The sequence below is a fragment of the Massilia sp. ST3 genome (assembly GCF_018119405.1).
Classification (GTDB): Bacteria; Pseudomonadota; Gammaproteobacteria; order Burkholderiales; family Burkholderiaceae_D; genus Telluria.
Map to the genome: position 1 here is coordinate 56,532 of NZ_JAGPWC010000023.1, position 14,237 is coordinate 70,768.

A 14,237-nucleotide genomic window follows, 5' to 3' on the forward strand; every position below is an offset into this window, starting at 1 on the left:
CAATAACACGCAAGTAAACGTATAAACACGCAAAAACAGGCAAACAGGACGAAACACGGATGCAACAGTGGCCTTCAAGCCACATAGGCGGCCTGGCGATTAGTTGTTAAACTCCATTAACTTACGTTGTTAGAAATATCATGGACAAGTCCTCCGCCATCCTCATCGTCGACGATTACCTCCTGATCCGCACCCATGTGCGCCAGGTGCTGGCCGAACTCGGCTACCTGAACGTCTTCCAGGCCGACAATGGCAAGTCGGCGCAGGACCTGATGCGCAAGCAGCAGATCGACATCGTGGTCGGCGACTGGGGCATGCCGGTCATGAGCGGCATCGACCTGCTCAAGTGGATGCGCAGCGACCACCGCTACACCCACACGCCCTTCATGATGCTGACCGCCGAAGCCAACCCGGCCTCGGTGCGCACCGCGCTGCAGGCGGGCGTGAACGCCTACATGATCAAGCCCTTCACGGTGCACAGCTTCGCCAGCAAGTTCATGAGCATGCTCGGCGTGACGCTCGACAGCGCGCCCTCGTCTCCCTTCGCCCAGGTTGCGCGCCCTGCCCGTCCGGCGCCCGCCGCTCCGGCTCCGGCTCCCGCGCCGGTGGCCGTAACGCCGTCCCTGCCGCCGTCGAACGTGATCGGCCTCGACCAGCCGATCGGCGAACGGGTCAGGAAGTGCACGGTGCTGATCGTCGACGACATCCCGACCAACATCGAGGTGCTGGCGGGCGTGCTGAAGGACGAGTACGCGATCAAGGTCGCGATCAGCGGCAAGAAGGCGCTGGAGATCGCGGACGCCTTCCACGTCGACCTGATCCTGCTCGACATCATGATGCCGGTGATGGACGGCTTCGAGGTGTGCCGCCAGCTCAAGGCGAATCCAAAGACCGCGCACATCCCGATCATCTTCCTGTCGGCCCGCGACGGTACCGAGGACGTGGTCTCCGGCCTGCGCCTGGGCGCGGTGGACTACGTGGCCAAGCCGGCCGACCCGACCATCCTCAAGGCGCGCCTCTCGGCCCACCTGATGCTGGCCACCGCCATGCAGGACCTGAAGCGCCAGAACGAACTCCTGATCGAGAACGCGCGCCTGCGCGAGGACGTCGAGCGCATGACCCGCCACGACCTCAAGAGCCCGATCGCCGTGGCCCTGCACGGCAGCCAGTTCCTGCTGGGGAGCGCGCTGAACGAGGCGCAGGAAGAGCAGGTGCGCATGATCGGCGAGGCGGCCGAGCACGCGCTCGAGATGATCAACCGCACCCTCGACGTCTACAAGATGGAGCAAGGCAGCTACCAGCCGATCCTGCAGATGTTCGACCTGGGCGCCCTGCTGGCCAAGGTGGCGCAGCAGGTACAGCTGGCCTTCACCGAGAAGGACGTGGTGATCCGCTTCGATCCGCCCCGGGACCTGATGTGCCTGGGCGAGCCGATCCTGTGCTATTCGATGTTCAACAACGCGCTGAAGAATGCGGTCGAGGCGTCGCCGCAGGGCGCGGCGGTGCGCATGATCGTGGCGCCGGGGTATGGCAACCTGCATGTGATGATCGACAATCCGGGCGAGGTGCCGGTGGAGCTGCGGGAGCGCTTCTTCGACAAGTATGTGTCGGGCGAGAAGATCGGGGGGACGGGGCTGGGGACGTATTCGATCCGGCTGATGGCCGAGGTGCAGGGTGGGAGCGTCAGCATGGAATCCGGGTCCGGTGTGACCAAGCTGACGATTACGCTGCCTTGTCCGTGACGCCGGCAAACCTGGATCCCGGCCTTCGCCGGGATGACGTTGTTTGAGTTCTCCTATAGCCTGAGGACCGTCGTTCCGGCGAAGGCCGGAACCCAAGTTCTCCTACCGCAGCCGATCGCGCATCTCACACCAGCAACATCAAATGCTCCCTCTCCCAGGAGCTGATCACCCTGCTGAACGTCGCAAATTCCAGCTCCTTGACCTCGCAATACGCCTGCACGAACAGCTCCCCCAGCATCCCCGCCAGCTGCGGACACTGCCGCAGCCGCAAGATCGCATCCTCCAGGTCGCGCGGCAGATCGTCGTGCACGTGCTCGGCGCTGTCGCCGGTCGGCTCGGAGGGCGTGAGCTGCTCCGTCATGCCCAGCAGGCCGCAGCTCAGGGTCGCCGCCATCGCCAGGTAGGGATTCACGTCCACCCCCGGCACCCGGTTCTCCACGCGCCGCGCCTCCGGGGAGGAATTCGGCACGCGGATGCCGCAGGTGCGGTTGTCGTAGCCCCAGCGCACATTGGTCGGCGCCGACTGGAAGCGCGACAGGCGGCGGTAGGAGTTCACGTGCGGGGCGAACATCAGCAGCGCATCGGGCACGTAGCGTTCCAGCCCCGCGATGTACTGGAAGAACAAGGGGCTCGGTCCGCCATCCTCCGCGGTGAAGATGTTGCGCCCGGTGGCGATGTCGACCACGCTCTGGTGCACGTGCATGGCGCTGCCCGGCTCGGTCTCCATGGGCTTGGCCATGAAGGTGGCGAAGATGCCGTGACGCAGGGCCGTCTCGCGCACGGCGCGCTTGAACAGGAACACGCGGTCGGCCAGCTCGAGCGCGTCGCCGTGGGCGAAGTTGATTTCCATCTGGCCGGCGCCGGCCTCGTGGATCAGGGTTTCCACGCCCAGGTCGTGCGCCTTGCAGAAGCTCGACAGTTCCAGGAAGAAGGGATCGAAGTCGTTCACCGCGTCGATCGAATAGGACTGCCTGCCTGTCTCGGCCATGCCGGTGCGGCCCATTGGCGGGGTCAGGGGTTCGTGCGGATTGGTGTTGCGCGCCACCAGGTAGAACTCCATCTCGGGCGCCACCACGGGACGCCAGCCGCGCTCCTCGTACTGCGCCAGCACGCGCCGCAGCACCGCGCGCGGCGCCAGCTCCACCAGCGAACCGTCGAAATTCCGGCAATCGTGGATGACCACGGCCACCCGCTCCGACGCCCAGGGCACCACCCGCATCGTGCCCGGATCGGGCACGCAGACCATGTCGGGGTCGGTGGTGCCGACATAGGGCGCGTTGTTGGGCTGCTCGCCGTTGACGGTGTTCAGGAGCACGCTCTTGGGCAGGCGCATGGCGCCGCCGTCGAGGAACAGGTCTTTCGGCAGGATCTTGCCGCGCGCGATGCCCGTCATGTCCGTGATGACGCACTCGACTTCGTGAATGTTGTGTTCGCGCAGAAATTCGCGCATCGCACTGTCGTCCATCGTGGTTCCGTCGCTGCCTCGGGAGGGTCAATATAGCACCACGCCTCCCAGCCCCGCGCGCCGCTGGCGGCTTTCCTCAATCCAGGCACCGAATCCCGCATTTCGCGTCATGGCCGGCCACCGGCGGCGCATTCTGCGCGATACTTTCATCATGAAAACATCAACGCCCAAACAGCCCGGCCATCGCCTGATGTGGAAGATCTATGCGATCGGCTGGGTGGTCTATGCCGCCTTCCTGGCCACCGCCGACCAGCTGGACCAGGTGGTGGCGGGACAGCCCGACCTCGGCAAGGCCGCCCTCTCCTTCTTCGGCATGGTGCCCTCGGCCCTGCTGCTGGCGCTGGCCTGGCCGCTGACCGGCTACCTGGAGCGCCGCCGTGCAGCCCTGTCCACCATCGTCGCGGTCCATGCGCTGGCCGCGCTCAGCTTCTCGCTGGTGTCGCAAGGCCCGTTCTGGCTGTTCTTCGGCGCCAACAAGCCGGTGGTCTGGTACATCTGGCCCCTGCTCTACCACTGCATGACCTACCTGCTCGGCGCCGGCGTGTTCCACCTGATCCGCGCCGGCGACACCGCGCACCGCCACGCCCTGGCGATGCAGGAGACCCAGCGGCTCTTGCTCGCCTCGGAACTGAACGCCTTGCGCAGCAAGCTCAATCCCCACTTCCTGTTCAACACCCTGCATTCGATCATCGCACTGACGCGCAAGGACCCGGATGCGGCGGAAACGGCGCTGTTCCAGTTCTCGGACATGCTGCGCTACGTGCTGGACACGGAGAAGAGCGGCAGCGACCGCGTCACCCTGGATGCGGAGCTCGACTTCGTGCGCGACTACCTGGAACTGGAAGCGCTGCGCCTGGGCGCCCGCCTGAACGTGGAGTGGCAGCTCGACCCCGAGGCCGGCAGCGAGCAAGTGCCGGCGCTGTCGCTGCAGCCGCTGGTCGAGAACAGCATCAAGCATGCGTTCAACCCGCACAGCCGCCCCGGCACCCTGCACATCCAGACCGTGCGCGACGAAGCGGCGGGCCGCCTGCGCTTTGCCGTGCGCGACGACGGACCAGGCGTGGAGGCCGACGCGATCCAGCGCAGCGCGGGCCTCGGCCTGCGCACGGTGGAGAAGCGCCTGGTGCTCGACTACGGCGCGGAGTCGGCGCTACGCATCGACACCGCTCCGGGCGCCGGCTTCGCCGTCGCGTTTTCCATTCCGCTCGCATCCACAGAAAGACTGGCATGAACACCAAGACCGTATTCTTCGCGGAAGACGAACCGCTGGCCCGCGACGTGCTGCGCGACGCCATCCGCGCCCACGCCGGCCTGCGCCTGGTGGGCGAAGCGGCCGACGGCGCCTCGGCGCTGGCGCAGATCCACCAACTGCGCCCGGAGGTGGTGTTCATGGACATCCAGATGCCCGAGATGACGGGGCTGGAGGTGCTGCGCCGCCTGGATTACCTGCCGCGGATCGTGTTCACCACGGCCTACGACCAATACGCCGTGACCGCCTTCGAACTGAACGCCGTCGACTACCTGCTCAAGCCCTTCACCCGCGCGCGCTTCGAGGCGGCCGTGACGCGCCTGCTCGATACGCCCGAACGCTCCCCGGCGGAACTGGGCGAGGTGCTGGCGCAGGCCGGGCAGCGCGAGGCGAAGCGCGTCGAACGCATCCTGGTGCGCGACCGCGGCCGCATCTTCCCGCTGGCGGTGGGCGACATCGAGTACATGAAGTCGGATTCGAAGTACACGGTGATCGTCGCGCGCGGCCAGAACTTCCTGGTGCGGCTCGGCATCTCGGAACTGGAAAGCCAGCTCGACCCGGCGCGCTTCATCCGCATCCACCGCTCGGTGCTGGTCAACCTCGACTTCGTCGAGTCGATGACGCCGGACGACCAGTCGCAGCTGCAGATCGAGATGCGCGACGGCACCCGCCTGGGCGCCAACCGCGAGGCGTCGAAGGCGCTGCGGGACATGTCGATCTAGGGTCCTGCGCTGGAAGTTTGTTGAACCTGCCAGCTAGCAGATCGATCCTGTCGTACTTTTCCCAGTCTTGATGTCGACGCCGATGTAGCAGGTGTAAGGATACGCCTTTGAATCTTTGTCGAGGGTACATGAAATGTCCCCTCGCCGCCTGATCCGAAGCCCCGATCCCTCGCCACAGGCGTCCTTCTGGTCCGGACCAATCGAAGCAAACAATTCTTGGGCAAGCTGACCTTCCATCATCAATGAAAGCTTCTGCCTGCCTGTCTTGGGTGGCTCCTTTTCGCTCAGACTGCCCGAGTAGCTCAGGTAGCTCACCTTGGCGGGATGGAAGTCTCCGTCCCATTCTTGCGGGGCAGCGGCGTGAGAGTGGGGGAAGGCAGCGACCGCAGACAGCATGGCGGCGGATAACAGGAGAAACGTATTGCGTCGCATGAGACTTCCTTTACTTAAGAGCTATATGCAGGTGGTCGTTGTGCTTATCCCAATATTTCACGCCGGGGATGTGCAGGTCGTTGAAGAGGATTACTAGCGGGCGTGGGGAAAAGCGACGGAATAGCGCAATCAGCTTCCGCGTCCCCTCGCGATCGTACTGCGGCCATGTGTACTGGACTGGCTCCCTGCGGCCGTCCTTGCGAAGCGGGCGGATATCGACTTGGAGACCGTTTTTGTGTGTTTCATGCCCGTAGCCTACGCCTTCAGCCTTGCTGATGTTCCCTATGCCGAACCTGCGGCTATCGATTGCCGACCACTCCCGCTCGACAGCGAGAATCAGGGTCATCAATCGGAAATCGGCGTACTGGGCACGGCCCTGTGTGGGGGTGCCGTACGTGTAGTAGCCACCGCCCTCCGGAGCTTGGGGAAGCATGAACATGCCGCGTGAATCGCGTGGTTGGAATCCGGACATAAGCGCCTCCTCGGAGTCTAAGAGACGCTTATCGTTGCGCGAAAACTTGTCAATGAGCTTGGCAGGCATCAACTGGGATTGCCGCCGGAATCATGGCGTGAAGAAGCGGCAAAGCCCAGTCTGCTCGTAGGTCGCCTGCCCTGAAGGCGCTCACACCTGGATCCAGGTCGTCTTCAACTCCGTGTACTTGTCGAAGGCATGCAGCGACTTGTCACGCCCGTTGCCCGACTGCTTGTAGCCGCCGAAAGGCACCGTGATGTCGTCGTTGTCGTACTGGTTCACGTGCACCGTGCCCGCACGCAGGGCGCGGGAGGTGCGGATCGCCTTGCTGATGTCGCGCGTCCACACGGCCGCCGCCAGGCCGTAGGGCGTGCTGTTGGCCTGATTGACGGCATCATCGAGGTCGGTGAAGGACAGCACCGACAGCACCGGCCCGAAGATCTCTTCGCGCGCGATGCGCATCGATCCGTCCACCCCATCGAACAGGGTCGGCTCGATGTACAGGCCGCCGCTGTCCTGGCGCGCCGAGCCGCCGCCAGCCAGCAGGCGCGCGCCGGCCGCCTTGCCGTCCTCGATGTAGCCGAGCACGGTCTTCATCTGGGCCTGGTCGACGATGGCGCCCATCACCGTTTCCTCGTCGAGCGGGTCGCCCGGCGCGTGGCGCGGGATCAGCTTCATTGCCTTGTCGAGGAAGGCTTCGCGGATCGATTCCTCGACGAACAGGCGCGAGGGCGCGTTGCAGCTTTCGCCCTGGTTGAAATAGATGGAGCCGATCGCGCTCTCGACGGCGGCGTCCAGGTCCGGGCAGTCGGCGCACACGATGTTGGCCGACTTGCCGCCCAACTCGGTCCAGGCGCGCTTCAGGTTCGACTGGCCCGCCATCTGCACGATCTGCTTGCCCACGCGGGTGGAGCCGGTGAAGCCGATGCAGTCGACGTCCATGTGCAGGGCGAGCGCCTTGCCGGCTTCGTCGCCGTAGCCGGGCAACACATTGAACACGCCCGGCGGCACGCCCGCTTCCAGCGCCAGCTCGGCCAGCCGCAGCGAGGACAGCGGCGCCTTTTCGGACGGTTTCAGCACCACGCTGTTGCCGGCCGCCAGGGCCGGGGCGATCTTCCAGGCCGCCATCAGCATCGGGTAGTTCCATGGGATGATGGCGGCCACCACGCCCACCGGCTCGCGGGTAATCAAGGCCAGGCTGTCCTCGGGGGTGGGCGCGACCTGGTCGTAGATCTTGTCGGTCGCCTCGCCGTACCAGCGGATGCAGTTCTGGGCCAGCTGCACGTCCACGCTCAGGCTGTAGCGGATCGGCTTGCCCATGTCCATGGTCTCGAGCAGCGCCAGCTCGTCGCGGTGGGCCAGCATCAGGTCGGCGAAGCGGATCAGGACCCGCTTGCGCGCGGCCGGCGCCATGCCGGCCCAGCGCCGGTCCTCGAAGGCGCGCCGCGCCGCCGTGACCGCCAGGTCGACGTCGAGCACGTCGCAGCGGGCCACCTCGGCCAGCATGCGGCCGTCGACTGGCGACAGGGAATCGAAACACAGGCCGGAGCGCGCATCCACGCGCCAGCCGTCGATGAATGCGCGGCCGTCGGCGTTCAGCGCGGCGGCTCGTTCATGCCAGGTTTTCGTTGTCATTTCGCCTATCCTTCACGTCTTAGCAACAAGCGCGTACAAATCCTGGGAAAGTTGATCCAATCGCCAGGTTCTGCCTTTATAATCGCGGATTTTCCGCCCGATAATATTCTGTCCCTCGGAGCACACACCGCATGAACACCACTTTGATCATTTTTGTCGTGCTCTACCTGCTGGGTACGCTTGCGCTCGGGATGTGGGCGGGTACACGGATCAAGAATACCAGCGACTTCGCCGTGGCGGGCCGCAGTTTGCCCCTGATCATGGTGATCACCACCACCTTCGCCACCTGGTTCGGCGCCGAGACCGTGATGGGCGTGCCGGCCAAGTTCGTCCAGGGCGGCCTGAACGCCGTGATCGAAGACCCGTTCGGGGCCGGCACCTGCCTGATCCTGGTCGGCCTGTTCTTCGCCACCAAACTGTATAAACTTAATCTGCTGACCATCGGCGACTACTACCGCAAGCGCTATGGCAAGGGTATCGAGGTGTTCTGCTCGGTGGCCATCATCCTGAGCTACCTGGGCTGGGTGGCGGCGCAGATCACCGCCCTGGGCCTGGTGTTCTCGGTGCTGACCAACGGCGCCATGGCGCCCGCCACCGGCATGCTGATCGGCACCCTGGCGGTGCTGGTCTACGTGGTGGTGGGCGGCTTCCTGGCGGTGGCGATCACCGACTTCATCCAGATGATCGTGCTGGTGGTCGGCATGAGCATCATCGCGGTCTTCGCGGCCGACCTGGCCGGCGGCTCGGACAAGGTGCTGGCGATGGCCCAGCAGGCCGACCTGTGGCGCGTGCTGCCGGAGCCGAGCTTTACCGACATCATGTTCTTCATCGGCGCGGCCATCACCATGATGTTCGGCTCGATCCCGCAGCAGGACGTGTTCCAGCGCGTGATGTCGGCCAAGGACGCCCCGACCGCGCGCACCGGCGCCGTGATCGGCGGCGCCAGCTACATCCTGTTCGCCTTCGTGCCGATGTTCATCGTCGCCGCGGCCGTGGTCGTGATGGGCAACTCGGCGATGGAGATCGCCACCAACGACTACCAGCGCCTGCTGCCGACCTTCATCATGACCAAGATGCCGCTGGTGATGCAGATTCTGTTCTTCGGCGCGCTGCTGTCGGCGATCAAGAGCACCTCCTCGGCCACCCTGCTGGCGCCGTCGACCAGCTTCGTCGAGAACATCCTCAAGCACCTGCGTCCGGGCATGAGCGACAAGCAGCAGCTGCTGGCGATGCGCGTGACCGTGGTGATCTTCGCGGCGATCGTGCTGACCTACGCGATCGCGATGGAAGGCACCTCGATCTACGAACTGGTGTCGAGCGCCTACCAGGTGACCCTGGTAGGCGCCTTCGTGCCGCTGGTGTTGGGCCTGTACTGGAAACGCGCGACCACCCAGGGCGCGATCCTGTCGATCGGCGCGGGCATCGCCGTGTGGCTGCTGTTCTTCCCGCAGCTGACCACCTGGGGCGAGCATTTCCCGGGGCAGCTGGCGGGCTTGCTGGCCGCTTTTGCGGGCATGTTCTTGGGGTCGCTGGCGCCGCAGGTGCTGAAGAATCATGGTGAGGCGAAGGTGGTGGCGGCCTGATAGTGCTTCGCTGCGCTCTGAAAGCGCGGCGGTTAGTTACGAACTTGGGTTCCCGCCTTCGCGGGAATGACGGGCGAAGTGAGCTGGCTACGGAAACTATCGTAGCCCGCAGCTTTTAAACCGTCATTCCCGCGAAGGCGGGAACCCAAGTTTCTTTGAGCAGCCCAATCGCTACTCGATCAACCCTCGTTCCTTGACTGCGTCCAGCGTCAAATCCAGGCAATACCTGATCTTCTCCACCATCTCATCGATCTCCCCCACCGTGATCGACAAGGGCGGCGCCACGATCATCCTGTCTCCCACGGCGCGCATGATCACCCCGTTGTCGAACATGAAGCCGCGGCACAGCATCCCCACTGCGTTCAAGGGCGGGAAGGCTTCGCAATCGTGCACCGTGGCGCCCTTGCGCCGCACCAGGTTCAGGCCCGCCGCCAGCCCGCAGGTTTCGGCATGCCCCACCAGCGGATGCGACACCAGCGAGGCGAAGCGCGCCTTCAGGTGCGGCCCGGTTTCCAGCGCCACCCGCTCCACCAGCTTTTCCTCGATCAGGATGCGCAGGTTCTCCAGCGCGGCGGCGCAGGCCACCGGGTGGCCGGAATAGGTGAAGCCGTGGTTGAAGTCCCCGCCCTTCTCGATCAGGGTGTGGGCCACGCGGCTGCCGACCAGCACCCCGCCCAGCGGCACGTAGCCCGAGGTGACGCCCTTGGCGAAGGCGATCAGGTCCGGCTTGGCCTGCATCAGTTCGCAGCCGAACCAGGTGCCCAGGCGCCCGAAGCCGCAGATCACTTCGTCCGACACCAGCAGGATGTCGTACTTCTCGCAGATGCGCTGGATCTCGGGCCAGTAGGTGGCCGGCGGGATGATCACGCCGCCCGCGCCCTGCACCGGCTCGCCGATGAAGGCCGCCACCTTGTCCGGGCCCACCTCGAGGATCTTGTCCTCGAGCCAGCTGGCCGCGACCAGGCCGAAGCCGGCTTCGCTCATTCCCTGTCCCAGCTCGGCATAGTTCGGCTGCTCGATATGGGTGATGCCGGGGATCGGCAGGCCGCCCTGGGCGTGCATGGCCGCCATGCCGCCCAGCGAGGCCCCGGCCATGGTGCTGCCGTGGTAGGCGTTGCGGCGGCTGATGATCACCTGGCGTTCCGGCTGGCCCTGCAGCTGCCAGTAGCGCCGCACCATGCGCACGATGGTGTCGTTCGCTTCCGACCCCGAGGTGGTGAAGAACACGTGCTGGAACTGGGGCGGCGCCAGGGTGGCGAGCAGCGCGGCCAGTTTCACGGCCGGCACGTTGGTGGTGTTGAAGAAGCTGTTATAGAAAGGCAGGGCCAGCATCTGCGCATGCACGGCCTCGGCGATGCTCGCGCGGCCGTAGCCGGCGTTCACGCACCACAGGCCGGCCATGCCGTCGATGATCTTCCTGCCTTCCGAATCCCAGAGATACACCCCGTCGCCGCGCACGATGACACGCGCGCCCCGCTCGCGCAGGGCGGCGTGGTCGGTGAAGGGATGCAGGTAGTGCGCCGCGTCGAGCTGCTGCAGCGCCGCCGTGTCGTACGTGTCAAGAGTATCCGCTGCCTGAGCGCGCACCGGGGCTTCCGCCGTGAGCTTGGCTGTCATGATCGACTCCCATCATCGTGAATGTTCGTTGATCAGACATGCAGCAGCAGGTGCTCGCGCTCCCACGGGCTGATGACGCGCATGAATTCCTGGTGCTCGACTTCCTTCACCGCCGAATAGACGTCGATGAAGCGCTCGCCCAGGATCTCGCGCAGCCGCTCCTCGCGCCGCAGCAGGGTAATCGCCTCGGACAGGCCCTGCGGCAGCTCGACCGGCATGTCGTAGGCGCTGCCCTCGACCATCGGCAGGGCCTCGACTTCCTCGGTCATGCCGAGGTAGCCGCAGGCCAGGGTCACGGCCAGCGCCAGGTAGGGATTGGCGTCGGCGCCGATCACGCGGTTCTCGACGCGGCGGTCCTGGGCGCCCGATACCGGCACGCGGAAGCCCACGGTGCGGTTGTCCATGCCCCACTGCAGGTTGATCGGCGCGGCGGTGTGGCGCACGATGCGGCGGTAGGAATTCACGTAAGGGGCGACGATCGCCATCGCCGAGGGCATGTAGCGCTGCAGGCCGCCGATGTAGTGCTGGAACAGCCTGGAAGCGGAACCGTCCTCGTTGCTGAAGATGTTGCGGCCGGTCCTGGCGTCGACCACGCTCTGGTGCACGTGCATCGCCGAACCGGGCTCGCCTTCCATCGGCTTGGCCATGAAGGTGGCGTACATGTCGTGCTTGAGCGCCGCCTCGCGCAGGGTGCGCTTGAAGTAGAACACCTTGTCGCCCAGGCCCAGCGGGTCGCCGTGCTGGAAGTTGATTTCCATCTGGCCGGCGCCGATCTCGTGGATCAGGGTATCGACGTCGAGGTTCATCATCTCGCAATAGTCGTAGATGTCCTCGAACAGCGGATCGAACTCGTTGACCGCGTCGATGCTGTAGACCTGGCGGCTGGTCTCGGCGCGGCCGCTGCGGCCGATCGGCGCGGCCAGCGGCAGGTCGGGGTCGATGTTCTTGGCGGTCAGGTAGAACTCGAGCTCGGGCGCCACCAGCGGCTTCCAGCCGCGTTCCGCATACAGCTTGAGCACGCGGCGCAGCACGCTGCGCGGCGCGAAGTCGACCAGGCTGCCGTCGGCGAAATAGCAGTCGTGGATGACCTGGGCGGTCGGGTCCACCGCCCACGGCACCATGGTGATGGTGGTCGGGTCGGCCTTCAGGATCATGTCGCGGTCGGTGGCGGCGATGGCGCGGTTATAGGCGTCGTCGCGCTCCGGCGTGTTGCCGGTGACGGTCATGCCCAGCACCACTTCGGGCAGCCGCATGCCGCGGTCTTCGGTGAATTTCACGCGCGGCAGGATCTTGCCACGCGCAACGCCGGTCAGGTCGGGGACCAGGCATTCGATTTCGGTGGCCCGTTTCGCATCGAGCCATTCTTCCATGTCGGTGTAGCTGAAATTTTCGCGGATTGCCATGTTTGCCTCACTGTCTTTTCCAATACGGACGCGCAGGCGCGAGCGCCGCGCGCGGGGATGCGGCAGGCAGGGAAGCTAGGGGACTGCAGTTGCCCACTTGCGGGCGGCAGCCCTGTGTTCAAAAACGATCATCCGCGGCTCCGGCGTTGTTCCTCGAGTTGTTCCTGGCGCCTGGCCTCGCGTTCCTCCTTGTACTTGCGGCAGGCTTCGCCGAACGCGCCGAACATCTTCATCGAATAGGGGTTGTGCTGGATCCGCCACTCGGGGTGCCACTGCACCGCCAGGGTAAAGCCCGGCGAGTCGGACACCGTGAAGGCTTCGACCAGGCCGTCCTCGGCCACCGCTTCCACCGTGAGGCAGGGCGCGATCGAGTTCACGCCCTGGCCGTGCAGCGAGTTCACGGGGATCTCGTCCACGCCCAGGATCTCGCGCAGCATGCCGCCCTCGCACAGCTTGACGTTGTGGGCGTCGCCGTACTGCTCGTCCATGCCGAGTTCGGGCTTTTCGCGGTGATCGAACTTGCCCGGCACCGCCTGCACCGCCTGGTGCAGGCTGCCGCCCAGCGCCACATTCATCTCCTGGAAGCCGCGGCAGATCGCGATGATCGGCACGCCGCGCTTCACCGCTTCGCGGATCAGCGGCAAGGTGGTCTGGTCGCGCGCCGGATCTTGCGGCAGCGTGGGATCGAGCACCTCTTCCGAGTAATAGCTGGGATGGACGTTGGACGCCGAACCGGTCAGCATGATGCCGTCGATCAGCGAAAACATGGTCTCCAGATCCAGCGACGCGCCGAGCGAGGGCAGGATCATGGGGGCGCAGTCGGCGCCGAGGACGACAGCGTCGACATACTTGTGCTGCGCAGCGTGGTACGGATGTTCGCCGAAATCACGCGTGCAGGCGGGAACGATGACGAGGGGGCGCATGGTCTCTACCTTGTGGTGAAGCGCACGAGTCCATCATACGAGGATTCGGGCTCGGACGCGAGGTGCTGTTGATCCAGATCAACAAACCGTGGAGCCGATGCTCCCGTGCAGATCTGCCATGAAACTAAATTCTAGTAACAAAAGCTTAACGGTAACTCGACAGGGACGCCAACACGGTTATCCGAGGCAATACGTGGAAGATTCTTTCAAAAAACACTTCTGCAAGAAATCTTCTTTCACTGCAAGGAGCAGGCTGTCGGTCGAATTTACAAATGAAAAGATTTCGCGCGGCGATTTCTTTACTCCAGCTCTAGAAAATGACAGTGGCACGCTTGTTGCATTGTTAAGTTCACCCCGAATCCCCGGGCTGACCTCGACAGGAACACGGATGAAGCTCATCAAACGCCTTGCAGCCGCAGCCAGCTTCGCGATCGCCGCCTGCGGCAATGTCAATGCCGCCCCCATCATCAGCGTCGTCGATCCCCACCTCGACGCCTATGTCTCGCTGCTGACACCCTATACCTATACCCATGACCTGCGCAGCCAGCTGCTGTCGGGCATGCAGATCGAATCGGCCAGCCTGGTGGTGTCCCTGTGGGACCTGACCGACGTGCTGTTCCCCATTCCCGAAACCCTGAACTTCAGTTTCGATGGCGCCAGCGGCGGTACCGTGAAGGATGTGGCGCTGGGCGGCGCCGACTACAGCCTTAATGTCGCGGCGGCCCTGCTCGACGACGGCATGCTGACGGTAACGATTACGGCCGGCTGCAACCTGCGCCTCGGCCGGGTTTGCGTCCTGCCGCAAGACGCCATCTTCGACAAGTCGGTACTGACGGCCGAGGTCACGGCGCCGGTGCCGGAGCCGGCCTCCCTGCTCACCCTGTCCCTCGGCCTGCTGGGCCTGGCCGCGGCGCGACGCCGCCGCTGAGGGAGGACGGGGGGGGGGGGGGGGGGGGCCGCCCCCCCCCGCCCCCCCCGGGGGGGGGGGGGGGGC

Annotated in this window: 12 protein-coding genes; 5 read left to right on the plus strand and 7 right to left on the minus strand. The window is 65.1% G+C overall.

Annotated elements, in window-relative coordinates; genetic code table 11:
* The first annotated feature begins 140 nt into the window (after positions 1-140).
* Positions 141-1,742: a response regulator gene (locus tag KBW98_RS10285; RefSeq protein WP_211520035.1), complete on the plus strand. Its 1,602-nt coding sequence runs from the start codon at positions 141-143 to the stop codon at positions 1,740-1,742.
* Between the two features lie 124 nt (positions 1,743-1,866).
* Here the strand turns inward: KBW98_RS10285 and KBW98_RS10290 are convergent, their stop codons facing one another.
* On the minus strand, positions 1,867-3,192 hold the full coding sequence (locus KBW98_RS10290) for a glutamine synthetase family protein (protein WP_373888925.1): 1,326 nt from the start codon (positions 3,190-3,192) through the stop codon (positions 1,867-1,869).
* 166 nt (positions 3,193-3,358) lie between these two features.
* Here KBW98_RS10290 and KBW98_RS10295 point away from each other — a divergent pair, with 166 nt between their 5' ends.
* Together KBW98_RS10295 and KBW98_RS10300 are read left to right on the plus strand one after the other, a co-directional pair.
* A complete protein-coding gene (locus KBW98_RS10295; RefSeq protein WP_229429102.1) occupies positions 3,359-4,438 on the plus strand; it encodes a sensor histidine kinase in 1,080 nt (359 codons plus the stop codon).
* Entirely contained in the window at positions 4,435-5,178 is a 744-nt protein-coding gene (locus tag KBW98_RS10300) for a LytTR family DNA-binding domain-containing protein (RefSeq protein ID WP_211520037.1), read from the plus strand. Before KBW98_RS10295 ends, KBW98_RS10300 begins: the two co-directional genes overlap by 4 nt.
* A 33-nt stretch (positions 5,179-5,211) precedes the next feature.
* Here the strand turns inward: KBW98_RS10300 and KBW98_RS10305 are convergent, their stop codons facing one another.
* The 3 genes from KBW98_RS10305 to KBW98_RS10315 all read right to left on the minus strand — a co-directional run bounded on the left by KBW98_RS10305 (position 5,212) and on the right by KBW98_RS10315 (position 7,717).
* Complete coding sequence (locus KBW98_RS10305; protein WP_211520038.1) at positions 5,212-5,610, minus strand: hypothetical protein; 399 nt, start codon at positions 5,608-5,610, stop codon at positions 5,212-5,214.
* Positions 5,611-5,620: 10 nt separating this feature from the next.
* Positions 5,621-6,082 (minus strand): hypothetical protein, encoded by a 462-nt coding sequence (locus tag KBW98_RS10310; protein WP_211520039.1) that lies wholly within the window; start codon positions 6,080-6,082, stop codon positions 5,621-5,623.
* 150 nt (positions 6,083-6,232) lie between these two features.
* Positions 6,233-7,717 carry an aldehyde dehydrogenase gene (locus KBW98_RS10315; RefSeq protein ID WP_211520040.1) on the minus strand — a complete coding sequence of 495 codons (1,485 nt, stop codon included), beginning with the start codon at positions 7,715-7,717 and terminating at the stop codon, positions 6,233-6,235.
* A 131-nt stretch (positions 7,718-7,848) separates the two neighbouring features.
* Here KBW98_RS10315 and KBW98_RS10320 point away from each other — a divergent pair, with 131 nt between their 5' ends.
* On the plus strand, positions 7,849-9,300 hold the full coding sequence (locus KBW98_RS10320; protein ID WP_211520041.1) for a sodium:solute symporter family protein: 1,452 nt from the start codon (positions 7,849-7,851) through the stop codon (positions 9,298-9,300).
* 171 nt (positions 9,301-9,471) lie between these two features.
* On the opposite strand, the gene KBW98_RS10325 is transcribed toward KBW98_RS10320, so the two are convergent.
* The 3 genes from KBW98_RS10325 to KBW98_RS10335 all read right to left on the minus strand — a co-directional run bounded on the left by KBW98_RS10325 (position 9,472) and on the right by KBW98_RS10335 (position 13,243).
* The gene (locus KBW98_RS10325) at positions 9,472-10,917 is read right to left on the minus strand and encodes an aspartate aminotransferase family protein (protein WP_211520042.1); all 1,446 of its coding nucleotides are present in this window, start codon (positions 10,915-10,917) and stop codon (positions 9,472-9,474) included.
* A 32-nt stretch (positions 10,918-10,949) separates the two neighbouring features.
* Positions 10,950-12,320 carry a glutamine synthetase family protein gene (locus KBW98_RS10330; RefSeq protein WP_211520043.1) on the minus strand — a complete coding sequence of 457 codons (1,371 nt, stop codon included), beginning with the start codon at positions 12,318-12,320 and terminating at the stop codon, positions 10,950-10,952.
* A 128-nt stretch (positions 12,321-12,448) separates the two neighbouring features.
* Positions 12,449-13,243 (minus strand): gamma-glutamyl-gamma-aminobutyrate hydrolase family protein, encoded by a 795-nt coding sequence (locus KBW98_RS10335; RefSeq protein WP_211520044.1) that lies wholly within the window; start codon positions 13,241-13,243, stop codon positions 12,449-12,451.
* A 388-nt stretch (positions 13,244-13,631) separates the two neighbouring features.
* On the opposite strand from KBW98_RS10335, the gene KBW98_RS10340 reads away from it, so the two are divergent.
* Positions 13,632-14,171: a PEP-CTERM sorting domain-containing protein gene (locus tag KBW98_RS10340; RefSeq protein ID WP_211520045.1), complete on the plus strand. Its 540-nt coding sequence runs from the start codon at positions 13,632-13,634 to the stop codon at positions 14,169-14,171.
* Positions 14,172-14,237: the final 66 nt, after the last annotated feature.